Raw genomic sequence first — 23933 nt, forward strand, 5'->3', positions numbered from 1 at the left:
CTTGCAGGTCGTCGCCGGCCCGCCTCCGACGCGCGGGTGCATCCGATACCACCCAGCGCGTGACGCTCTGCCCGATCGCGCGACACGCCGAAGAAAAAACTTTGAGCGACACGCCGGACGAGGTTGCCAAAGTAGTCCACAGACTCTCCCTGTGCTCTGAGCTGGGCTTTTATGGAAATCACGTTCGACTGTCCACATCTGTCCCCAACGCGCGCACAGCTCTAACCGCAGGTGGAAGCACTTGTCCACAAGTAATCCACAGATCGGTCAACACCCGGAATTGCCATCACGCTGCACGTCGGTTCACCATGACCGCGGACCACACGGGCCACAAGCATCCGGCGGTCCACCCCATCCGCCGCGCGCCGGCCGCACCGGATACAAACCCCGCCCCAATCCGGGGCTTCTCCACCATAAGGAGAGTCGTTGACAGACCCGAGCAAGACGCGCAGAAAGCGCCGCACCAGGGGTAACGGCCCTGGTTGGCGCCGTTCGGTTGAACTGCGAACGCAGTACCTCAAGCTGTTGATCGTGCTGATCTCGTTGATAAGTCCGATCGTGCAGCACTACTACCTGCGCTAGCGGCATAACCGCCGGGTGGGCCCGACCGTCGCGCAGTAGCCCACCCGGCGAGGGTGCTTTATCAACTCGCCCTCGGCAAGCCCGAAGTCGTAACAACGACACATCAGCGGCTTGCCGCTGGTGCCGCGGTGTTCACCCTCGGCATTACCAACGATCATCCCGCACTGCCCGAATAGATGATGACCTGCTGTTATACGCGTGCAACGGTGTGGTCCGAGTTGCGCTCGAGCCTGGCGCGAGCTGTTGCCGTCGCACACAGGAGGTCGGATGGCGCAGTGCACGTCGACCAGCCAGTCTCAGGTGCCCGGCTTCGTCGAGCCGATGCTCGCGACTGGTGAGGTCGCGTCTTCAAGTCTCGCGGGTTCTCCGCGGAGGTGACGGTGTGGCTGCGTCGAGCGAGGATGCGCTTCGATGTGGCGGATAATCAATCCTCGAACATGTGTGCGAGTCTACGACCCTGGCGCCAACCGGAAAACTTCACCGACGAAGTTCGGCACCAGCTTGTTGAGGTAGGTGAGCACCGTGTCGACCGACTCCGGCGGGTCGTCACGATCCTCCGCCGTCTGCATCAGAGCCGCCACTGTGGCCTGCGGGTACAGGTCGAGCTGGTTGAGCAAGAACTCATCCGCTGTGACCGCCTTAATGTCGTAGGGATCAAGCGCCGCGGCCGGGAAGTCCTTGATGTTCTCGGTGACGATGACCTGGGCGCCGCCCTTCACCGCGGCGGCGAGGACGTGCCGGTCCTTCGGGTCGTTGGTCATCCCGTCGATGAGGTACTCGTAGCCGGTCACGAGTGCATCGTCGAAGTGCTTCGTCATCGCCTCGATGCGTCGCCGAGCCTTGGGCGGGGCCACATCGAGCTTGATGAGGTTGCGTTCCAACTCGATGAGCACGTCCGACGACCACAGCGGCCTGTAGGCGCTGTCGAAGTCGGGCATGGTCAGCAGCAAGTCCGCAAGGTTGTACGGGACGAGCACGCAGGTGTCGAGGAACGCGGGGAAGGCCACCGAACGATTGTCCCCTACCGAACGGGTGAAGCGTGCGCACGACGAGGCGACGCAGCCAACTGCCGCCCCGCTGATCCCCCGGTCAGGGGATCAGCGGGTGTGGATGAACCGGTTCGTCTTTTCCTCATTGCCGTCGCGGGCACCCTCGCGGGCAAGCTCGGCCAGCGCTTTGCGCCGGTCGCGGCGCGCCTTCTCCTCGTACTCCAGGAGATCAGTGAGGTAGACCCGGCGGTGTCGGCCTGTGGAGTGGAACGGGATCTCGCCAGCTTCCAGACGCCGGACCAGGGTGGGCCGGGCAATACCGAGAAGGTCGGCGGCCTGCTGGGTGGTCAGCTCCGCGTTGGCGGGCTGCACCGTGACGCCTTGACCCCGTTCGAGCGCCCCGGCGACGATGACCAACACGTCGAACAGCTCCTCGGGGACCTCGGCTGTCTTGCCGCCCGGCCCGACGAGGAGAGTCGGCTGACCCTGCTCGGCGAAGGCGCGGCTCTTGGCGAGGACATGCAGGAGATCCGCGTAGTCCGCGCGGTGGCTCTCGTCCGGCGGGCGGACGGTCCGATCCTCTAGCGATGCGGACATTCACTCCTCCTTCGCACGGTCGGGTCGTGCCTGCTTGCGCCGGTCGCGGTTCGTCCTTGATTCCGTCGTCACTTCGTTGGGTGACGTGGTTCGCGCGACAGGTTCGTCGGTCCTTCTTGCGATGGTTCGTTGCAAGTTGTTCCTGATCCGTCCTCTTAACCACAGAGGTTAATCGAACGAAACGAACTCTTCTAGTCTCTTCAAGTATCTTCCCGCGCACACCTTCGTGGCCGACGGTTTAGCTCCGGTCGACTTTACGTGCGCATCTTGGCGCCGAACGTACGTAGCGTTCGCCAGCGTCGCGTTCAGGCGGCTCTACGGCTGCACTGCAGGTCAGCGAGGTTCACGATGGACCGGTGCCCGTGCCGGATCTGCCGCTGAAGCTCGCTGTCGCCGAGCCTGCCGCGGTGCTGCCCGCGGCCGGCCACGGGTATGAACCGAGCTCGACGGCTGGCGATGCCTCATCCACGTCCCCGCCAGGGCGGTCCAGTCCCGCGCCGACAGCAGCCTGGCCGACCGGTTTCCCGGGATCCTCGAGTCGGCGGAGGCGCTCGGCCGGTGGTGCCGTCGCCTAACGCGACCGCCGGCTCGACGCGACCTCAGACCGTCACCTGCCGCAGGCGAGGCAGTGACCGCACCAGCACTCGTATCCTCGCGGCAGCGCGGCACTCAAACAGGCGGTGACAGATACCGCTTACAAGCGACAAGTAGAAGTCACAGTCACAGTGACGTCGGGCATGTTGCGATCAGCGCACGTCAGAGCGATTATACGAACACGTGTTCGATAGTTGCTGGTCGCCGGCCTTCCCACGGCACGAGTCGTTGTGGGAGTTCGTCGTGGCGTTCAACAACCCGCCGATGCCGTGGTCGGAGCTGGAACGGATCGCATCCGGTCGCAGCGGGTCGGCGGTGCGCGGGGATGGCGGGGACTCGCCAGCGTGGTCGCGCAAGCGCGATGGCTATCGTCCGCCCGACGGCTTGCTGCGCCATCCCGCTGACGAGGCCGGCACCGCGCGGGTGTCCTATGCCGAGCTGCACACCCACTCCTACTTCTCCTTCCTCGACGGTGTCTCCTCCCCCGAGGCGCTGGTGGAGGAGGCGGTGCGGCTGGACCTGGACGCGGTCGTACTGACCGATCACGACGGCATGTCCGGCGCGGTCCGCTTCGCCGAGGCCGGCCGCGACCTCGGGATCCGCACCGGCCACGGCGCCGAGCTGTCGCTGCAGCTCCCGGCCCCGCAGGGCGGCATCCCGGATCCGGTCGGTACCCACCTGCTGGCCCTGGCTCGCGACCTGACGGGGTATCAGCGGTTGTGCCGGGTGATCTCCCGCGCCCAGCTCGCCGGCGGCGAGAAGGGCCGCCCCCTCTACACCTTCGAGGAGGTGGTGGAGGAGCTGCGCGGGCACGTGCTGGTGCTCACCGGCTGCCGCAAGGGCGCCGTGCGCCAGGCCCTGGCCGACCGCGGCGCACCGGCCGCCGCGCACGAGCTGCGTCTGCTGGTGGAGTGGTTCGGCCGCGAGCACGTCGCGGTCGAGCTGATCGACCACGGCCAGCCGCTGGACTCGATGCACAACGACCTGCTCGCCGGCATGGCCCGTGAGCTCGGGTTGCCGACGGTCGCGTCGAACAACGTGCACTTCGCCGTGCCGGAGAACGATCGCCACGCGTTCGCGGTGGCCGCGGTGCGGGCGCGGCGCTCGGTCGACGAGCTCGAGGGCTGGCTGCCCGCGGCCGGCGCCGCGTTCCTGCGCTCCGGCGCCGAGCAGGCCCAGGCCTTCACCCGCTACCCGGGCGCGGTGCAGCGTGCAGCCTTGCTGGGCACCGAGGTCGCGTTCGACCTGGCGCTGGTGGCGCCGAAGCTCCCGCCGTTCCCCGTCCCCGACGGGTTCGCCGATGAGACCGCGTTCCTGCGGCATTTGACGTTCGAGGGCGCCCGGGTCCGCTACGGCGCCCGCGCGGACAACCCGAAGGCCTACGCCCAGCTGGATCACGAACTCGAGGTGATCGAGCAACTCGGGTTCCCCGGCTACTTCCTGGTGGTGTGGGACATCGTGCGGTTCTGCCGCGAGGCCAACATCCTCGCCCAGGGCCGCGGCTCGGCCGCGAACTCCGCGGTGTGCTTCGCCCTGTTCATCTGCCACGCCGACCCGGTGAAGTGGGGGTTGTTGTTCGAGCGCTTTTTGGCGCCGGAGCGGGACGGGCCGCCGGACATCGACGTGGACATCGAGGCCGACCGGCGCGAGGAGGCGATCCAGTACGTCTACGCCAAACACGGCCGCTTCCACGCCGCCCAGGTCGCGAACATCATCACCTACCGCGCCCGCTCCGCCGTGCGCGACGCCGCCAAAGCACTCGGCTACTCCGCCGGGCAGCAGGACGCGTTCGGCAAACAGGTCGACCGCTGGTCCAGCGTCGCCTCCGCCCCGAGCGCCGCCGAGCAGGGGCACGGGATCCCCGACGACGTGCTGGAGACCGCCGCCTGGTTGGAGGACACGCCGCGGCACCTCGGGGTGCACTCCGGGGGCATGGTCATCGCCCACACCCCGGTCTCCGAGATCGTCCCGGTCGAGTGGGCCACCGCGAAAGACCGCTCGGTGCTGCAGTGGGACAAGGACGACTGCGCCGCCATCGGGCTGACGAAGTTCGACCTGCTCGGGCTGGGGATGCTCTCCGCTTTGCACTACATGATCGACCTCGTCGCCGAACACCACGACCTGCAGATCGGCCTGCACGACCTCGACTTGGCCGACCCCAAGGTCTACGACATGCTCTGCCAAGCCGACGCGGTCGGCGTGTTCCAGGTCGAGTCCCGCGCCCAGCTCGGTACCCTGCCCCGGCTGCGGCCCCGGAAGTTCTACGACCTCGTCGTCGAGGTCGCGCTCATCCGGCCCGGCCCGATCCAGGGCGGCTCGGTCCACCCCTACATCCGCCGCCGCCGCGGCGAAGAACAGTGGCAGCACGCACACCCCCTGCTCGCCCCCGCTTTGGAACGGACCTTGGGGGTGCCGCTGTTTCAGGAGCAGGTGATGCAGATGGCGCGCGACGTCGCCTCCTTCACCGCCGCCGAAGCCGACCAGCTGCGCCGCGCCATGGGCGCCAAACGCTCCAGTGCGAAGATGCGCCGACTCGCGGGACGGTTCTTCGAGGGCACCGCCGCCAACGGCATCCCCCGCGATCTCGCGGTGCGGATCTTCGAGCAGATCCACGCCTTCTCTGGCTATGGTTTCCCCGAAGCGCACTCGATGAGCTTCGCGCTGCTCGTGTACGCCTCCGCGTGGTTCAAGCGCTACTACCCGGCGGCGTTCTGCGCCGGGCTGCTGCGCGCCCAGCCGATGGGCTTCTACTCCCCGCAGTCCCTCGTCGCCGACGCCCGCCGCCACGGCGTCACCACCCGCGAACCCGACCTCAACCGCAGCCTGCCGCACGCCACCCTCGAACCCGACCCCGACAGCGCCGACGGGGTCGCGATCCGGCTCGGCCTGGCCGGAATCCGCAAGGTCGGCCAGGACGTCGCCGAGCAGATCGTCACCGACCGCGACGCCGGCGGCCCGTTCACCTCGATCGGGCACCTGACCCAGCGGATCCAGCTCGACCGGCCCGTCGTCGAGGCGCTAGCCACCGCCGGCGTGTTCACCCCGCTCGGCCCCGACCGCCGCGCCGCCCTCTGGGCCGCCGGCGCCGCCGCGACGACCCGCGCCGAACACCTGCCCGGGCTCGCCCTCGGCCACGACGCCCCCGCCCTGCCCGGCATGACCACGTTCGAACTGGCCGCCGCGGATTTGTGGGCCACCGGCATCACCCCCGACCGCCACCCCATCTCCTTCCTCCGCACCCACCTCGAGGAGCTCGGCGCCATCCCCGCCAGCCAGCTCCTCGACGTCCCCAACGGGACGCGGATCAAAGTTGGCGGCGCTGTCACCCACAAGCAACGGCCGGCCACGGCCGGCGGGATCACGTTCCTGAACCTGGAGGACGAGACCGGCATGACGAACGTAGTCGTGTCGATCGGGCTCTGGCGGAAATGCCGAAACACATGGCTCACTAGCCCGGCGCTGCTCGTGCGCGGCATTGCTCAAGTCGGCCGAGGCACCGTCTCGGTCGTCGCCGACAAGGTCACGCCGCTGGACCTCAAATCGCTGGCAACGAAGTCCCGGGACTTCAGGTGAGTCCACCAGCCGTGTGCGCACGGGCGTGCCCGCTATCGATTGTGCTGGGTGGTTCACTCCGGTGGCTGTAGGCCATCCGGCTGTTGACGTCGGGAAAGTTCGTATTCGTGAGCCGATGCTGACACGCGGTGTTCACGCCGGTGGTTCTTTTCCTGGTCGCGCCCGGTGGGGTGCGATGTTCACAGCCCTCGGCGACCCGGTCCGGGGACAGTTTCCGGAGGTTTCCATGCGTGTCGTCGTGCGGTCGGTCACCGCGATCTTCGCCGCTGTCGCCCTCACAGGTGGCGGCGTCATCGTCGCCGGCGGTGTCGCTCTGGCCGCGACCTGTTCCACCGCCCGCTTGCCGCTGCCCGACGCGGGCTGTACTCCCGGCACGTACAACCCGGACGTCACCCAGTCCAACATCCACAGCACGATCTGTGTGTCGGGCTGGACCGCCACCGTGCGCCCGCCGACGTCCTACACCAACCCGCTGAAGGTCCAGGGCATCGCCGACTACGGCTACAGCGACACCAGCCTCGCCGACTACGAGGAAGACCACATGGTCCCGCTCGAGCTCGGCGGCGCCCCGCGGGACCCGAAGAACCTGTGGCCCGAGCCCTACTCCGGCTCGCAGACCGCGCACACCAAGGACGGCACGGAAACCAAGCTCAAGAACGCCGTGTGCGCTGGCACCGTGACCCTCTCCGCCGCCCGCTCCGCGATCAAGAACAACTGGACCACCGCCCTGCAGGTCACCGGCATCGGCTGAGTCACTACCTCCTGAGCCACACCTGACGTGTGGCGCTGCTGCCCGCCGGGCTTGGGACACCCCGGCGGGCAGCAGCCCCGGCGGCCTCACCGCAGCCGCCTCCACACCGGTGCCAACGACCGTCTGATCCGTAGTTCTAACGCTGACCTGGGGATACGCGGAACGCCTGGTCGCGGCAGGCACCAGTTGCGCGAAACTGGGCGTGTCCGACACCGGTGGGCAGCAGTCGTGGGCCAGAGTGTGGACCAAGATCAACCTCTGTTGGCGGCTCCGACCGCGATGCCACCGACGCGCGCCGGCCGCATGTCCACACCGCCGGGTGTTGCAATCCCCTCAAGGTGTCTCTTCTCCGGTCGCTGCCGGTAACGTTTTAGCGCGTGACGACAGAAGATGGCATCCAGGAAAAGCTGACCTCTGTCGAACGTGAGTTGGTCGACCATGTCGAGCGTGGCGAAGTTCTCGACCTGACTGCGAACGGGCCCAAGGGGAAACTTGCCACGCAAACGTGGGGAGAAGGGCGGACGATTCGCGCATGGGTCGTGCGTGACATCGTCCGTGGTCGCCTCGCTCCCGACGCGGACCCGCACGGGCTACGTCTGCGAGGGGCCCGCATCGCCGGCCGCCTGGACCTCGACAACATCACCAGCACAGTTGCCCTCACGCTGACCGACTGCTGGCTGGAAGAGGGATGCTCAGCCAACGCCAGCGACCTGCCAGTCCTTGCATTTCCTGGATGCCGACTCGAACATCTTAGTGACGCACCGCTCACTGCCAACGGGGCGGTTACAACCACGCTCAACTTGAATCGAACAACAGTGCAAGCCCACAGCGCGCGCGGCGGGATCTGCTTGATCACAGCTCAAATTGGTGAAGTCACTTGTGTTGGGGCCACCGTACGCAACGACTCGGGTCCGGCACTTAGGGCAGACGGGCTCCGCACCAGCGGAGCGGTGTTCCTAAGCGTGGGATTCTCAGCAACCGGTGACGGAAAACTCGGGGCGGTACGTCTACCCGGCGCGCATATCAGGGGGCCGTTTGATTTCCACGGGGCGACGCTACGCAACGACTCGGGTCCCGCGCTGATGGCCAATCACCTCCGAACCGATGGTCCCGTATTCCTAAACGTCGCATTCTCAGCGTCCGGCGCCGGAGGCGGCGGGACAGTGGATCTATCGAGTGCCCACATTGGTGGCCAGCTGGCCTGCGACGGAGCGACGCTCCGCAACGACACAGGCCCCGCACTGATGGCGAACGGGCTCCAAACCGACGGCTCTCTGCTCTTGGACGACATATTCGCAACAGGCGCCGGAGAAAACGGCACATTAAGCCTCATCGGCGCACACATCGGTGGCGAACTGGCCTGCGACGGAGCGACGCTCCGCAACGACACAGGCCCCGCGCTGATGGCCAATCACCTCCGGACCGACGGCTCTCTACTTCTGCGCGGCGGATTCTCAGCGACCGGCGCAGGAAAGGACGGAGCAGTACATCTACGCATCGTCCGCGTTGGTGGCCAATTGGAGTGTCACGGAGCGACGCTCCACAACGACACAGGCCCTGCCCTGGATGCCGGCAAACTCCAGACCAACGGGCCCTTGTTTCTCGAGTGCGGCTTGTCGGCGAGCGGGGGCGGGGAGGGCCCGGTGCTGGATCTGACCGACCTTCGAGTCGGAGGGGCATTCTTTTTCGATCCGACGTTGTTAGAGCACGTCGACGACATGCATGCTCGGCTGAAAGTCGACGGATTGGACTACACGGGGTTGCCACGGGGTATCTCGTCCGACACGTGGCTGAGGTTGCTGAGCGAGGCCACTCCGGCGTACGCAGCCCAACCGTACCGGCAGCTGGCCGCGGCGCATCGGGCGGCGGGGCATGACCGAGAAGCTCGGCGCGTGCTGATCGAGCAACGACGGGACCAGATCCGACGACGTGCGCTGACTGGACGAGCCGCGCGTACGTGGGCCCGTCTCACCGGGCTCCTCCTCGGCTACGGCTACCAGCCCTGGCGAGCACTCCTGGGCCTGCTCGCCACGCTCATCCTCGCTGCCCTGTTCACCACGGGGTTGGGAGCCCACGGTGGACTAGCGCGAATCCAAACGCCATCGACCCCGACACCAACTGCGTGCACGTTTGTCGAACGCGTCGGAGTTGGACTCGACCTCGGCACACCGTTGATCTCAACCGGAACGCGCACACGCTGCGACACCACCAACAGCGCCACCGGCCAGACGCTCACCGTGCTGGGCTGGGGACTCCGGCTGCTCGCCTGGGGCTTCGCCACCCTCTTCATCGCAGGATTTACCGGCGCGGTCCGCAAGACGTGACCCAGGTAGAAATAGGCTTCCGGCGTCCCTGACGCGGTGGCAGCCTTGTCGGCCAAGACCTGCCAGCGCAACCACTGACCCTTCACCTTGCAAAAGCGCTGGTCAACACCAACCCCGACGTCTGCTACTAATCAGGCTGACCCGGCGGTTGTCTGGACTTGCTCTGATGCACCTGCCTGATGGGCGTTCGCGCAGGATTCGGTGCATGAGTTTGTCTCGAAGATTCATCGCCGTCGCGTTCGTGGCGGCGGCTGCTGCCGGGTGTTCGAACAACGGGAGCGGAGTGGTGGCGGCGGCGCCGTCCTCCCACAGCCCGGCGCCCACCACGAGTGCTCCTTCTCCGGCACCGTTCGTGCCGGCGGTGTCGCCGGCCACGGTGACTGCGGCGTGTCCATATCTGGGCCCGCAGGAGATCGCGAAGGCGATCGAGGACCCGAACATCTACGACAGCACGGAAATATCCCCGAGATCAGCCGGGCACGGGCTCACCGCCTACGGCTGCGACTACCACCGCGCCGACGACCCCGGTTCTCATCTGGCACAACTTGCAGTTCTCCCCACGCCGGTGAAGCTCCCGCAGGCGAAGGCGCTGGAATCGGGCACCGAGGTCTGCGCCGACAAACCGCAGTCGCTCACCGAAACCGCGGTCTACTGCCTCAGCAACGACAATGGCACCGCGATCGTGGTCGCCGCGCTGAGCCACGGCGTGACTCGCGTCGCCATCCTCGAACTGGCCGACCCCGTCAACGACAGTTACCGCGCCGGCTACGTGACCCTGGCGAAAACCCTCGCCGACCGGTTGTGATCACCACACCGCCAGGGCCAACCCGGAACGCGGCGTGGCAACGGAGTTCCGTGAGCCTACGAAGCCGTCGCTGACCTGTGGAGACTGGGCCTTTTGATCCACGGACGGCCGGGAGCGTCGCCGGCTATCGACACTCATTTAGACACTCGATGCGCGCCCAAAGCGGCTGGAACAGAAGGGTCCCCGGGGAGAAGCCCCTCTGTTCCAACCGCTTGTGAAACAACAAGCTAACGAACGAAACGGCCCCGAACACCCCGACACCCTGACCAGCCGCAACAACCGCTCAGCGATACTCGATCACTGAGCGCAGAGCCCGGGCTACCTCCGCATGCTCAGACTGGCGGGAGCATCAAATCTCGGACCATCTGATCCGTAGCTCTAACGCTGGCCTGGGGATACTCGGAACGCCTGGTCGCGACAGGCAGGATTTGCGCCGAACTGGGCGTGTCCGGCACCCGTGGGCAGCAGTTCGTGGACCAGAGTGTGGACCACGAACTGCTGCGCACCCGCCCACGGTCTCGTCCATATTCTGGTCGAGATCGCTGGTCGTGGGCACGCGAGCGTCGCGGGCCGACGCTGTCAGTGCCTCCGCTCCCATCTATGACCGCCCCTCGGGTTCGCTGTGACCACTGACTAGGCGTGTCCTGCAAGTGGTTGACCTCGACCTCTGACGGTTGTGCCTGGTCGTTGGTCGTGGTGAGTTGACCGATAGAGCGTGGGCGGTGGTCGAGTCGCTGCTAACGTCGCAGCAGGGTGGTGGTGGGATCTTTGCCAGGTCATCAACGCCACTCGTGGAAGCTGCGCATCTGGTGCCACAGTCCATCGTTGACGTTCCCGCTGGAGGGCCCCCGTAACGCCCGGCCGCTCCGGCGCGATCGCTCGTGGACAAAGTCCAGTGGCATGGAGGATGGATGGCAACGGCGGTGGAGCGGTATGAGGAGCTCGAGAACAGCTACCTCCCAGACGGCCTTGATGGGGAGGCCGTAATCCACGTCTACATCGCGGCCATCGATTTCCAGCTCCGGTTCGTGACCATGTGCGCCGCCGCCAAGATCCGGGAACTCGACCCGGACCACGTGCGGCTCCACCGCTCCCCCGGGTTCGGCACCTTCCTCGCTTACCTAAGCACCGCACTCGGCTTTCTCAGAGGCACCGTGCAGGCGAGCGCTGATCCGGTCGACGAGCTGATCGAGGCGGTCCTCGCGGAGATTGCTCAAGTAAGCGGCAAAGACCCGCAGTTCGGAACTCTCAAGAAGCTCCGGGACCACCTCTTCCACGGCAACCCGCTGCCCACCGGTGATGCGAGGCGCACCACGACCGAACGAGTTCGCCGAACCATGCAGAACCTCTCGTCCCTGATCCGCGGGTATCTCGCCGAGGCGGAGCTGGGCACGGTCGCCGACGAAAGCGGAATGCACCAGCTTGAGCTGCGATGGCCGAGAAGACGCCTCGGGACATGGCCGTTCATCTGCCTCGACGAAGCCGGGCGGATGTGCGTGCTCACCAGCTTCACCGGAACGGCACCGGCTTACCTCCGCGCCGACCACAGTGAGGTCCGCGTCGAAACCAGCGGCGACGACCTCATGATCGCGCTTAACCGCTCCTTACGCGCGCAGAACGAGGACAGAACCTTACGCGGGTTCGTGGACGACCTGCGGGCCGATCTCGACGGTTTCCGCGACCTCGACCACGCGCTGCACCCCTACGACAAGGACGCCGAGGTCACCGTCTACTGGCACCAGGCCCTCAGCACCGGCGCCGAACCGCGTACCGATCGCTTTCGGATCGGCGACAGCGACCAGCGTCTCTGGCGGGACGACCAGACCAGTACCTGGTTACCGTACCGCGACTTCCTGCGCCGCCTCGCCAACTGGCAAGTGGTGGCCAGCCGGGTCCGCCAGCACCTCGTGGCGGTGGAACACGAGCTGGTCGCCGGTGAGCGCAAGGCACTTGGGTGGACACGGACGACCGACGACCTCGTAACGCCGCGGGTCAAGGTCACCTCGATGCAAGACGCAGAGACCGACGGGTCCGTCGCATACATGGACTTTACCGGCCTGCAGGACGAGATCGACGAGCGGCTAAGGATGCGCAGCACCCAGACCCGAGTCTACTTCGTACGCGGCGAGGCCGGCATCGGCAAAACCCGCGCGCTCGTCACCGCAGCGCTGGACCGCGCGAGAGCGATCGAGAACGAGGACGAGAGCACACCCTCGGACCGGCGGTTGCCGCTCTTCTATTTTGTCCGTTCCACAGGCGAGACCTCGGGAAGTCTGGACAACGCCATCGCGGCTGCCAGTGCCGCGACCCGCAACCTCGAACTCGAGACCGTCAAGACGCTCTGCCGGAACGGGCTGATTGCGCTCTTCATCGACGGCTTTGACGAGCTGCTCGGCGGCGTCGGCTACGAGAACGCACTCGGTTCCCTCAAGCCGTGGATCGACGCAATGGGCGGCCGCGGCGTCATCGTCGTGTCGGCCCGTTCGTCCTATTACCTGAACCAGTACCGGACGAGTCTGGTCAGGGAACAACTGCGGCAACAGGTCCTCGTGCAGCATCGGGTGGCGTCGCTGCAGCCGTGGCGCGAGACGGATCTTGACGGATTTCTACGCAGCCACGGCATCGACCCCGCCACCTTGGACGACCTCGAATCCGAGGATAGGCGGTTGCTGGGGCTTCCCTTTTTTGCCCGTGTCTATGTCGAAGCGGTTACGGCCGGGCGAGCGGGAGCCGCCACGCTCCCCGACATCGTCCTTGAGCAGTACCTGCAGCGGGAATCAATGAAACTCCTCATGGGAGGCGGCCAGGACAAACCCCTGCTCTCGCCCGCAGAGCTGCGCGGTACGTTCGAAGCGATCGCCGCGCTCATGGCGGAGCAGGGCGCCCGGGCGGTGGAACTCAAAGATCTGGAACTTGCCGTCCAGGCCGCGCTGTCCGAAGATGACCTCCAGGTCCGTCCGGGCCTGCTTCAGAGATTGTCGGTCTTGTGCGGGCTCGCGGTCGACGAAGGCGCTGCCGCGAAACGACTGTTCACATTCCAGCATGAACTCTTCTACGACCTGTTTCTCGCCGACGCCCTCCTGTCAGAATTACGAAGAGACAACCTGGACACCGTTGTCGCCATGCTGACCAAGACGCAGCTTCGTGTCGCAACGGCAGCACGCGTAGTCCGGTCGGAACCGCGCGCGGTGGAAGAACTCCTCAGGCTGAACTCAACGCGCGCCGACGACCTCCCCGCCGGACGACAAGAGGCTTACCGCGCGAACCTCGGCTCCCTATGGGCGCTAATCGCCCGCCACGCAAAGACCCTCTGTGACATCGAACTCGAGGGCCTTACCTTCACGGAGCTCGACCTCACGGGGACCGAGGTGGCGAACGTGACCTTCCGCGAGTGCACGTTCGGCAGGCTTGAGCTCCCGGCCGAAAAGGCCACAAATCTGCAGTTCGAGCGAGGCACGATCGATGCCCTGTGGCTACCCCCCGAAAGCCAACACGTCCCGGGCATCGAACGCTTCGAAGGCACTGAGGTTAGCCAGCTGATCGCCCTGGGGTCGCTGTTCGAACGACCACAGGAGATCCAGCGGACGCTGCAGAAGCTCGGCCTCCCGGTCCCGGCCGTCCCCGAAGACGGTCACAACAAGGAGTTCGCCGACGCCGTCGAAGCCCTGCTGAACAACTTCAGGCAGCGCCCCGATTCGGTGGTGGTCTACCAGCGTGACCTGATGCCGGCGGACGACAACTCGCGGTGGCAGCTGGCCTTCGGGTCGGAAGTGTGGACCACTTTCGTCAAGTTCCTGCGGGACTCCCAGTCGGCAAAGCTGGTCCCCATGTCGGCAGGCGGTGCAGCAGTGCAGCGCGTCCGGGTCCAGTTCATTGAGCAGCTGCACCACCGAGACATCGACGACAATCCGCCCGTGGCAGACTTTTGGAACCGAGTCGCGTCTTGCAGCGTCAAACCGAGCTGAGGCCGCTCATAAGGGGATCACCACCGGACTCTCCGACGAGGAGACGGTCAAGATCTTTCGGCGACTACAGCGTTAGGTCGGCCGTGTGCTTCGCGACGCCCTCTACAGCCCCAGCGCCTGACCGGTCGGTCTCCGGAACCCACCACGCCCTCGGCGATCACAAGTGCGCCGCGTCCGGCGCATTAACCCGCTCCACGACGTTGCATCGAACACAACATCGATTCACCTGATAGGGGGCCGGGGTGCTGATCAGCATTGCGGCTCGCTGCGGTCCGCTCGCAGTGAGCCGAAGCCGACCGACCAGCGACACAAGGGCTATCCGCGACAGCCGCCCCGACCGCACGCACCCATCCGCGCCAGTCCGTCTGGCCCAGCACCAGCGCGGTTGGCCGGGCAGGGCTGCCGGTCACGCCTAGTACGAACGCGTCGATGTCGTCGTAGTGGCAGACCTTAACCCACCCGGCGCGGCCACCGCGCAACGGATACCGGCTGGCAGCGGCTTCGCCACGGCCCCCTCGCTACCGACGGCCGCCTGGTCCGCGCTGGTCCACTCCCGACCCTGGGCGACATCAAGCGTCGAGATCATCAGCTGCACGCCGGCGTTGCCCGCGCCGACCATAGCGAGCCGCTCCGGTCGGCGGGACAAAGGCCATAGCCGCAGGTCGCGGGCCGCAGGACCGCAATCGACTGGTTCGGCAGCGACCGACTGAGCGGCGCCGAGACCAAGTCGCACATCGGGCACAGAAGCAGCTGGTGGTCAGCGCGGTAACTGCTTCCCTTCTCCACCATGGGAGACGAGTTCGCGCATGTCACGTATGGCTGCCTCTTCTCGCTGAACATCAACAGTCCGCGACAAGCCTTCAATTGGCCGCAAAATGTGTTCTAGATCCGCTTCCGGAAATATGGTTCTGTCATAAAACGCAATGAAGCTCTTAATGGACCCCGCGTCGCGGACACCTTGAACTCGAGCTCGCAGTTCCCTCGCATCATGGGCGGCATCTTGCGGCTTCCGCGAAGACAACACGTCCATCAGGTGCACTTGACCATTCTCGAACGAATACCGAAATGGGACAAGGTCAGTACCGTCACCAAACCTTGCTTCAACCTCGATGTTTCGCTGCGGCCTAATACCTGCGCGCAGCAAAATCCTATCCACGCGCGCAGTTATTCGCTCTGGACGAGCGATTGCAATTGGCACGGCCGGCGCCTCGACAAGCTCTGCATAGAGGTCCTCCAGGAGTGCCCGCATCGACGTTATATGGCCGAGGTATATACCTCCATCTTCGATATAGAAATTTCGAATTCTGGCCAACTGCATTCTTTCGACATCGGGCCACATTTCATCAGAGGCCTTGCGTCGGTAATAATCTACCCACGTCTTATAGACCTCTGTTTTGATATCTTTTGTCAAAAGTTGGCCGTTTATTGAACCATCTTCGCGTTCCCCTATGAACTTGGTCAGCCAGGGACCATGTTCAGGGCGTAGCACGACTCCGACGTTGCGAGGCTCGCGACGCTGAAGGTCAGGCATGTAGCGGACGAGATACCACGTCGGTGCCGTCATGTCGTCTCCTCTCCGTTCGGTGCGTCCTCTGCGCCGTGGGGTGCTGTATCCTTCAGTCCAAGCGACTGCCTCACCAGGTCAGGCAGCCGACGTCTGCGGTGCTCTAGGAACTCCATGATGCCCTGACATGCATCTGGGGGGTAGAGTTCGAGACTCGCTCCGAGTCGGACAATCCGGGTGATCGCACTGGTCGGCACATGGCGAATCCTGGAAATCCAGTCGTCTACGTGCTTCGGGTGGAGATCAACCCCCCTGAACAGGTGGTATCTGAGAGGCTGGTCACGGTAGCGTTCGAGCACCTCGGGCTCGCCAGTCTTCTTGCCACCGAGGGACTGGTCGTGGTCGATCAGCCACAGCCCGATCTTCGGGTGGTAGATAAGGTTTTCGTCGTGACGGTCTTCGTTCGAGACCCAGACGTCGAAGACGCACATGCCCGCGACAAGGTCCGGCTGGGCAACCTGGACCTCTCCGGCGGCGGGTGGGGCCGTCTCTTGCCCGTCAAGCGTGACCAGCGCGCTAACCCAAACGATCTCGCCGCCGAAGTCTGATGCCACGTCACCGACGGGAACAGGCAGTCCGACGGCCGAGGCCAACCGGGAGCAGAGCAACTCGTTGGCCACCACAAACGGCTGGTCAACTTGGTTTGGCTTCACGTAGATGTTCGCTTTACCGAACCAGGCGCGATCGAGGGAGCCCGTGCCGTCCCGCGCATAGCTGATGAGCTGGAACCCAGGGGTCAAACGTCGGTTGCTCACGCCTTCGTACCCCCACATCGGGCTTCGTCGCACCACTGTCGCCGCTCACGGGTGAGCGACTCGTACAAGAATAAGCCCCACCGTCAGGTCGACCGGCACCCTAAGTACCAAGCTCAGGACGCGGCGGGTCCTCCACCCAAATAGGCTAAGTCAGATTTCACCTGGTCGGACTAACCCATGGTGACGTTTTCGCGGGCGAGAGTCTTGCTCGGGGCAGTTTCGGTGGCCGAGGACGCACCTGCCGAGGCGTGTCCTCGGCCATCCGCAATGGCAACGAGGGTTACGGTGGACGCGATCTGGGGGAGGTTTGGGTGACGCTTGGTGAGCTCACCAGCCGTGCTGCGGTACTCGAGGCGATGAAGCGCTGCGACACCGTCGGTCGTGAGCGGTTTGTCCGCGAGCATGGGTTCGAAGCGGCGCGTGACTACTTGCTCGAGTTCGAGGGGCGCCGCTACGACTCGAAGGCCATCGCTGGTGTCGCGTATGGCATCCAGCACCCCGAGCGAGGCGCTCTGCCTGCGAGCGACTTCAACGGCGGAGCCGCGGGCGTCGCGCGACGTCTCGAAGCGCTCGGGTTCACCGTCGTGACCGCAGCACAGCTGTCGCCACCTGCTCTCGGCGACGAGTACTCCAACCGGACCGCGATTCAAGATACCTACGGCGGCAACAAGGTCGGCGGCATCGTCCGGTTCCCAGGTGAGACCACCGTTAACGCCTTCTCCGACGAGGACGGGCCGTACGCGGACGAGCCGCCGGATGCCGTCTACCCGTTCGAGTACCGCGGAGACGGACGCACGGGGCACCAGCGGCTGGTGCGTGGCAACAAGATGCTGGACCAGGCGCGCCGCAACCGTGAGCCGGTTCGGTTCTGGTACCGGCCCGCCGGCGCGGCTTTCAGGTTCGTCACGTGGGTTGCGGTCCTAGACCGCGCGCAGGTGTGGGCGCTGGATGATGCCAAGCAGCTACGCCTCGAGTACTCGTTCTTGATGATGGCAGTTCCGGCCCCGGATCCGACGACGTGGCCCTTCCGGGTGCGTGAGCTGATCGACGTCTCCGCGATCGTCGACGACCCGCCCCCCTTGCCAGTAGCGCCGGCCGGCGACGGTGACGTGAAGAAGGCTACGTACAGGGACTACGTGAAGGGATTGGGCGACGAGCCCGTCGGCGGGCAGCAGGAAGGGACTCCTACGAAGAGGTCTCGCAACCACTACCAGCGCAATCGCAAAGCGCGCGACGCGGTGCTCCTTCGGGCTGCGAACAAATGCGAGAACGACCATTGCACCGGCATGCCGGGTGACACCACCGCCGACGGCTCGGCGATTCTCGAGGTCGACCATGTCGACGACCTAGCGCTCGGTGGGCCAGACCACCCCAGCCGAATGATCGCGCTCTGCCCGAACTGCCACGCATCCAAGACCCGTGGGCGCAACCGGGCGATACTCACGCGGCACCTGCGCGCGCGAGCTTTCGGGCTACACCGGGAGGCCCTCGATCAGCTGTGTGACTGATCCTGTCGATCGGAGAGCACCAACTCGTCGGATGGAGCCGCGGCGGCCGACTTGCTCAACTCCTTGGCGAGCGTCACATACTGGAGGGCACGGTCGGAGTCGATGAACCGGCTGCCATCGTCGACCGCGTGCGAGACTTTATTCCGCACGGAGGCAAGATCAACAAATGCGGCGTACTCCGAGGAACTGAAAACTTCTTTGGCGACTGTTCTGACGGGCTGTTTCACGCCGAATTGACGACCGAGGTTCGGATGCGCGGCCGCCGCATCCCGTACGGCTTGCTCTAGTTGAGCGAAGCTAAGCAGAACCGCAGCAGGTGGCGACACTCGGACCAGATCCGTCATCTCGTCCGTAATGCGGTAAGCGTCCTCGGTGCTGCGTTCGGCATCCGTCTCGCCCTCCCCGGGACGTACGTCATCGCCGTCTGCCCCGACCTGCTCACGGTGCTCGCCTGCCTCGGCGTGGGCCTGTTCGTGGGCTTCGCCGCGAGGTTCCTTTGCCTCCGAGATGTGGGCGGCAGCCGCCTCCAGCTTCTCGTCTAGGTAGTGAAGTTCTAGACCACCAGGACCCGCCTTGAATGACTTGAGCGGTCGAGCGGTGAGAAGGCGTGCGATCGGCTTGCGCAGCACGATGACCAGCGTCGTGACGACGACGGGCCACGCCAAGGAGCTGACGAGCGAGCTGATGAACTCCAAGACGCCCACGAAGGAGAAGTAAATCACATCGTCGTTCGGTGCCTGCCGACCTCTTTGATGCTCAGCGGGAGAGCCTGCAGACGACCTCACCGCCGAGGAGCGGCTTGTCGTCCGGTCCTTTGAGGTAGGGGGCCACGGTAGATGATCTTGTGGCGCTGGTCGGATGGGTACCACTGGCGGACCTTGTGCACCCGCACCACCCAGCGGTGCCTCCACCGGCCGTCGCCGGCGTCGACGGAGTCAGCTTCCTGGCTGGGCTTGCGGTGCGCAGCTGGACGACGCGCACGTCCGCCGAAACGCCGTGCTTCGTCGCGGCCAGCTGTGCGGCGTGACGGACGTCGGCTGATGCGGTAACGGAGATCTCCTGTGCGCAGAGCCGCCAGAAGGCATACAGGAACCGGATGTCGAACGCGTCGTCGGAGTTGTCGATCTCGCTGCCCGGCTGATACTCGCCCAGCACGCGGTCCTCGTCCGCATGCCGGGCCGCCTGCCTCTTCGGGTCGATGGGGGTTGGTCGTGGTGGCGGTGGTCGCCCGGCGGCGCCCGACGTAGGTAAGGTCGGGGCCGGTCGGGCCAGCTAGTCCCTGTCCCGCCCGCCACCGGTATTCAGAGCGTGGCGCCGCATCCGGGCTTGCAGCAGACCCACACGGTCGGGTCCACGTTGGACTTCACGAAGTAGTGGCCGTCGCCGTTGGCAGGGTCGCAGTTCATGGCGTTCACCTCCCTGCGCGCTGGTGGTCGTGCGGGGAGGTGAACGGAGTGAGCTTCCTGGCCAGTCGGTGGCGCAAGGAGACGAGGTGTTCGACGACCTTGTCGAGTTCTTCGACCGCCCTGTTTTTGCCGGTAGTTCCTGGCCCCACTGCTTCGGGTAGTTCTGGCCCCGGCGTGGGATTTCCGGCGAGTTTTGGCCCCACCTTGTCCGATGTGGACACGCCCACGATGGTGTGACGGGTCGGTGGTCACCCGGCCGGAGCGGCAACGATGGGCGGCCTTAACCACTTGCTCGGTCGTGTCGGAGGCCTGAGTTGTCGTTGTCGCGCGTGGAGCTATTCGCACGCATTCGTCGTGATCGCCGGATGGACCCGGACGTATCGGTGCGGACGTTGTCCGACCGGTATCGGGTGCATCGCCGCACGGTGCGCGAAGCACTGGAGAGCGCGGTGCCGAAGGAACGCAAGAAGCCACCGCCGCGCCGGTCGGTACTGGAACCGGCTCACGGCTGGATCGACGAGATGCTGCGCGAGGACCTGACCGCGCCGCGCAAGCAGAAACACACCACGATCCGCATCTTCCACCGGCTGATCAGCGAGTACGGGTTCGATCAGGTCGGCAAGACGGTGGTCTACGAGTACGTCGCCCGCCGGCGCCCGGAGATCATCGCCGAGGCCAAAGCCGGGCACGCCCACCTCGAAGGCATGGTGCCCCAGCAGCACCAGCCGGGCGAGGAGGCCGAGGTCGACTTCGCCGACGTCTGGGTGCGGCTCAACGGCGAGGCGACCAGGTGCCACCTGTTCACGCTGCGGCTGTCGTATTCGGGCAAGGCGATCCACCGGGTCTTCAAGTCCGAGGCCCTGGAGGCGTTCATGCAAGGCCATGTCGAGGCCTTCGCTGCGCTGGGAGGGGTCCCGACCCGCCACATCCGCTACGACAACCTCAAGCCCGCCGTCTCACGGGTCTGCTTCGGCCGGGAGCGGGTCGAATCCGAGCGCTGGGCTCAGTTCCGCTCCTTCTACGGCTTCGACGCCTTTTACTGCATCCCCGGACAGGAAGGCGCCCACGAGAAGGGCGGAGTCGAGCAGGAAGGTGGCCGTTTCCGGCGCAACCACCTGGTCCCAGTGCTCGACGTCGCCAGCCTCGACGAACTCAACGCCCGCTGCGCACGGATCGACCTAGACGAGGAGGACCGGGTCATCCACGGCCAGCGGGTCACCGTCGGGTTCAAGTTCCGCGAGGAGACCGACCTGCTCGCGCCCCTGCCGCGCGACGACTACGACTGCGGCGCGGTGTTCACCCCGAAGGTCGGCCGCGACTCGCGGATCACCGTCCGCCAGAGCCTCTACTCGGTCCCGGCGCGGTTCATCGGCCGCAAGGTGCGGGTGTCGTTGCGCGCCAACGACCTGCTGGTCTTCGACCGCGGCACGCTGATCGCCCGGCACCCGCGGATGACCCAGCGCGGCTCCTCTCACGACAACCTCGACCACTACCTGGAGATCCTGCTAGGCAAGCCGGGCGCGCTGCCCGGATCGACCGCACTGGCCACCGCGCGAGCCGAGGGCACGTTCACCACGGTCCACGACGCGTTCTGGAACGCCGCGCGCGAAGCCCACGGCGACCGCGACGGCACCCGGCTGCTGATCCAGGTCCTGCTGCTGCACCGCCAGCTCGCGGCCGAATTCGTGATCGCCGGGATCACCACGGCGCTGCAAGTCTGCGGGACCAGCCCGGACCTGGTCGCGGTCGAGGCCCGCAAAGCGGAGAAGGCCCACCGCGACACCCAGCCGCTGCTCGATGACGCCGACTGCGCCGAACTGGGCATCGACACCATCGTCATGCCCGCGATCACCGACGACACACCGGATCCCCGCCTGCACACCACCACACCCGGTGGCGGCGCCGAAGTGATCACCCTGCACCCGCGGGTCCCGGAGCTGGCCGAACGACCGCTTCCTCCGCTGGCCATCTACGACCAACTGCTCACCCGACGCCGGAAAGGCACCAGCGCATGACCATCGCCCCCGCCGAGCGCAAGACCCTGCCCGGCATGGACAGCCTCGACGCCCTGATCGACCAGGCCTGCCGCAACCTTGCGCTGCCCACGATCCGCGAGCGCTTCAGCGAGATCGCCGAGTCCTCCCTGCGCGAGCAGGCCTCCTACAAGACGTTCCTGCTGGAACTGCTCGAAGCCGAGGTCGAGCTCCGCGACGAACGCCGCCGCACCCGGCTGGTCCGCGAGGCAAAGTTCCGCCGCCCCAAGCGCGTCGAGGACTTCGACTTCACGATCAACCCGAACATCTCCCAGGAAGTGGTCAACACCCTCACCGAGCCCAGCTGGGTCGCCGCAGGGCAGCCGCTCTGCCTCATCGGCGACTCGGGCACCGGCAAGACCCACCTGCTGATCGGGATCGGCACCGCGATCGCCGAATCGGGCCTGAAGGTCCGCTACACAACTACGGCGAACCTGGTCAACGAGCTGTCCGAGGCCGCGAACGACAAGCAGCTCACCCGGGTCTATGCCCGCTACGACAAGGTCGACCTGCTCTGCCTGGACGAGTTCGGCTACATGGAACTGGACAAGGTCGGCGCGAAACTACTGTTCCAGCTGTTCACCGACCGCGAGGAACGCCGCGCCATCGCGGTCGCGACCAACGCCCCGTTCTCCGAATGGCCGAAAACCTTCACCGACCAGCGGCTCTGCCGCGCGGTGATCGACCGGATGACTTTCAACGGCACCATCATCGAGACCGGCAGCGACTCCTACCGCGCGCAAAGCACCCAGGCCCGCCTGCTCGAACAAGCCGCGCGTCTTACCGGCGCCTGACCACGTCCTGCGGCTGGTTAATGCTGAATGTGCTGGTCAGCGTCGCGATTCCACGAGACGAAGCGCCGCGCCGAACTCGTTGAGCGTGGCGGGGTAGCTAGTCGCCACCACCTGGAATTATGTTCAGTCCGCGTTGCGGATTCGGCGTGGAGTCGAGTGCTGCTTTGACCGAGAGTCGGTGGCAGAACTCGTCGCGGATGCGTTCGGTCCGGAAGACGATCTCGAACACCACGCCGTGATCATTTACCTGCCACGACCACCGCACGGCCCGATCGGCGATCGCCGCATCGACCAACACGTCAGCGTAGGCGCGACGCCATGCGCTCGCAGGGACTTCCCCATCGAGCACCTCGATGAGCAGCCAAGGATCCGACACAGCTCCCACGATATGCCCGTGAGCACGTCAACCCTGCCGCATTTGCGCCATTCGCCGTATCCGGGTTCGACACCAAGCCATCGTGACATCGTGGTGCTGCTCGCTGGCACCCGGCACAAGGTCGGGGCCCTGCAACGAAAAGGGCCGGCTGCTCACGGCGAGCTGCCCTGTCGGGGGCAGGTCCGTGAGCACCCGGCCCGCACAACCTAATCCTCTGTCGTCTGGGCGACCTTCTCGGACGCGACCGCACGGAGAAATTTCACCCAACCAGGGTGGAGCCAAAACTTCCCGGAATGACCGGCAGCACGTCAAGGCGAGGCTCATCCCGCCACACCCCAGCTGGGGCCAAATCCCACCGGAAAACTGGGGCCAGAACTAGGCGGCAAAGACAACCGCCCTGGCCCCGGCGTGGGCGCGGCCGTCGGTGGACAGGTGCCGCCAGTCGCCGAGGCCGGCCCACTGGAGCAGGCGAACAGCGACGCCCACGCGCAACGCAGCCTCGATGCGTCGGAGCTGGCTGATTGGCTCACGGAGATCGTCGGTGGGCATGGTGTGCTCCTTCGCTCGTAGTTTGGGTGTCAGGAGTCGACGCGGCTGGCGAGGAACGCGGCGGGGTCGTTAGCGCGCGGCGCGAAGGCGCGGTCGTCCTCGGAGATCTCGGCGAGTACGTCGGCGGGGGTCTCGCCGGTCTCGCCACAGCGGCGCAGGACCTTGTGTTTGAGGGCGCCGTAGGCGTCGGACCTGGCGATCGTGTGCAGCGCGTGCGGGAACAGCGCGCCGAGCGCGTCGGCAAACTCGTGCTCGGGCGTGGACGCCGGCATGTGCGGGTTCTGGTCCTGTTCCGCTGGCTCCGTGGGCGTTTCGGCGGTGGTGGCCGACCGGGCGAGCGCGGGGGTCGGCTGGGACACCGGTACCTCGGTCTCTTGGTCGCTGCCGTCGTCGCCGTCGACCTGGAGCTCTGGGGCAACGGGATCGTCGACGAGACCTGTACCGTGCAGCAGGTCGTCCAACGCATGGTCGCGTAGCTCAGCCAGCGCATATTCGGCTTCCGTGACCACGGCCAGCACGTCTTTGGCTTCGTGTGGACGCAGGCGGCCGCATCGCAGCCCGTGGAAGGTGTCCTCGGCCGCGCGGACCACGGCCGTTGCGAACGTGATCGCGTCGACGCGGGTCAAGCGCACCGGGTAGGCACCGTCGCGGGTGGGCTTGTAGTTGGTGTCGACCTCGACCAGCTGGCGAGACTCGGCGCAGTCGGCGTAGTCCAGCTCGGCGTCGGCGACAGTGATCGTCGGGTCGCAGCCCTCGACTGCCTCGACC

17 protein-coding genes are annotated in these 23933 nt (G+C 65.9%); 8 read left to right on the plus strand and 9 right to left on the minus strand.

Annotated elements, in window-relative coordinates; translation table 11 throughout:
- Window positions 1-1031 precede the first annotated feature (1031 nt).
- Window positions 1032-1589: a PIN domain-containing protein gene (locus ACFY1H_RS01585; RefSeq protein ID WP_386943842.1), complete on the minus strand. Its 558-nt coding sequence runs from the start codon at window positions 1587-1589 to the stop codon at window positions 1032-1034.
- A gap of 90 nt (window positions 1590-1679) precedes the next feature.
- On the minus strand, window positions 1680-2168 hold the full coding sequence (locus ACFY1H_RS01590) for a helix-turn-helix domain-containing protein (RefSeq protein ID WP_386943844.1): 489 nt from the start codon (window positions 2166-2168) through the stop codon (window positions 1680-1682).
- Between the two features lie 837 nt (window positions 2169-3005).
- Between ACFY1H_RS01590 and ACFY1H_RS01595 the strand changes: the two genes are divergently transcribed.
- The 5 genes from ACFY1H_RS01595 (at window position 3006) to ACFY1H_RS01615 (ending at window position 14180) form a co-directional block, all read left to right on the plus strand.
- A complete protein-coding gene (locus ACFY1H_RS01595; protein WP_386943845.1) occupies window positions 3006-6335 on the plus strand; it encodes an error-prone DNA polymerase in 3330 nt (1109 codons plus the stop codon).
- 226 nt (window positions 6336-6561) lie between these two features.
- Window positions 6562-7086, plus strand: a complete 525-nt coding sequence (locus ACFY1H_RS01600; protein WP_386943847.1) for a hypothetical protein — start codon at window positions 6562-6564, stop codon at window positions 7084-7086.
- 377 nt (window positions 7087-7463) lie between these two features.
- Window positions 7464-9410 (plus strand): hypothetical protein, encoded by a 1947-nt coding sequence (locus ACFY1H_RS01605; protein ID WP_386943849.1) that lies wholly within the window; start codon window positions 7464-7466, stop codon window positions 9408-9410.
- 205 nt (window positions 9411-9615) lie between these two features.
- Window positions 9616-10215: a hypothetical protein gene (locus ACFY1H_RS01610; protein WP_386943851.1), complete on the plus strand. Its 600-nt coding sequence runs from the start codon at window positions 9616-9618 to the stop codon at window positions 10213-10215.
- A 911-nt stretch (window positions 10216-11126) separates the two neighbouring features.
- Window positions 11127-14180, plus strand: coding sequence for a hypothetical protein (locus tag ACFY1H_RS01615; RefSeq protein ID WP_386943852.1), 3054 nt, complete (start codon window positions 11127-11129; stop codon window positions 14178-14180).
- A 757-nt stretch (window positions 14181-14937) separates the two neighbouring features.
- On the opposite strand, the gene ACFY1H_RS01620 is transcribed toward ACFY1H_RS01615, so the two are convergent.
- Together ACFY1H_RS01620 and ACFY1H_RS01625 are read right to left on the minus strand one after the other, a co-directional pair.
- On the minus strand, window positions 14938-15744 hold the full coding sequence (locus ACFY1H_RS01620; RefSeq protein ID WP_386943853.1) for a hypothetical protein: 807 nt from the start codon (window positions 15742-15744) through the stop codon (window positions 14938-14940).
- Window positions 15741-16499, minus strand: coding sequence for a hypothetical protein (locus ACFY1H_RS01625; RefSeq protein WP_386943855.1), 759 nt, complete (start codon window positions 16497-16499; stop codon window positions 15741-15743). Before ACFY1H_RS01625 ends, ACFY1H_RS01620 begins: the two co-directional genes overlap by 4 nt.
- Before the next feature lie 248 nt (window positions 16500-16747).
- Here ACFY1H_RS01625 and ACFY1H_RS01630 point away from each other — a divergent pair, with 248 nt between their 5' ends.
- Window positions 16748-18007, plus strand: a complete 1260-nt coding sequence (locus ACFY1H_RS01630) for an HNH endonuclease (protein WP_386943857.1) — start codon at window positions 16748-16750, stop codon at window positions 18005-18007.
- On the opposite strand, the gene ACFY1H_RS01635 is transcribed toward ACFY1H_RS01630, so the two are convergent.
- Both ACFY1H_RS01635 and ACFY1H_RS01640 read right to left on the minus strand, forming a co-directional pair.
- A complete protein-coding gene (locus tag ACFY1H_RS01635) occupies window positions 17992-18711 on the minus strand; it encodes a hypothetical protein (RefSeq protein ID WP_386943859.1) in 720 nt (239 codons plus the stop codon). The genes ACFY1H_RS01630 and ACFY1H_RS01635 overlap by 16 nt on opposite strands.
- A gap of 52 nt (window positions 18712-18763) precedes the next feature.
- Entirely contained in the window at window positions 18764-19162 is a 399-nt protein-coding gene (locus ACFY1H_RS01640; protein WP_386943861.1) for a hypothetical protein, read from the minus strand.
- A gap of 616 nt (window positions 19163-19778) precedes the next feature.
- Here ACFY1H_RS01640 and istA point away from each other — a divergent pair.
- Entirely contained in the window at window positions 19779-21428 is a 1650-nt protein-coding gene (istA, locus tag ACFY1H_RS01645; RefSeq protein ID WP_386943863.1) for an IS21 family transposase, read from the plus strand.
- Window positions 21425-22240: an IS21-like element helper ATPase IstB gene (gene istB / locus ACFY1H_RS01650; RefSeq protein WP_386943865.1), complete on the plus strand. Its 816-nt coding sequence runs from the start codon at window positions 21425-21427 to the stop codon at window positions 22238-22240. The genes istA and istB overlap by 4 nt, the downstream gene beginning before the upstream one ends.
- Before the next feature lie 97 nt (window positions 22241-22337).
- Here istB and ACFY1H_RS01655 read toward each other — a convergent pair whose 3' ends face one another.
- The 3 genes from ACFY1H_RS01655 to ACFY1H_RS01665 all read right to left on the minus strand — a co-directional run bounded on the left by ACFY1H_RS01655 (window position 22338) and on the right by ACFY1H_RS01665 (window position 23791).
- Window positions 22338-22616, minus strand: a complete 279-nt coding sequence (locus tag ACFY1H_RS01655; protein WP_386943867.1) for a hypothetical protein — start codon at window positions 22614-22616, stop codon at window positions 22338-22340.
- Between the two features lie 375 nt (window positions 22617-22991).
- Complete coding sequence (locus ACFY1H_RS01660) at window positions 22992-23165, minus strand: hypothetical protein (RefSeq protein WP_386943869.1); 174 nt, start codon at window positions 23163-23165, stop codon at window positions 22992-22994.
- A 29-nt stretch (window positions 23166-23194) separates the two neighbouring features.
- Entirely contained in the window at window positions 23195-23791 is a 597-nt protein-coding gene (locus tag ACFY1H_RS01665; RefSeq protein ID WP_386943871.1) for a hypothetical protein, read from the minus strand.
- Window positions 23792-23933 lie beyond the last annotated feature (142 nt).

The sequence above is a fragment of the Amycolatopsis sp. NPDC001319 genome (genome assembly GCF_042896185.1).
Classification (GTDB): Bacteria; Actinomycetota; Actinomycetes; order Mycobacteriales; family Pseudonocardiaceae; genus Amycolatopsis.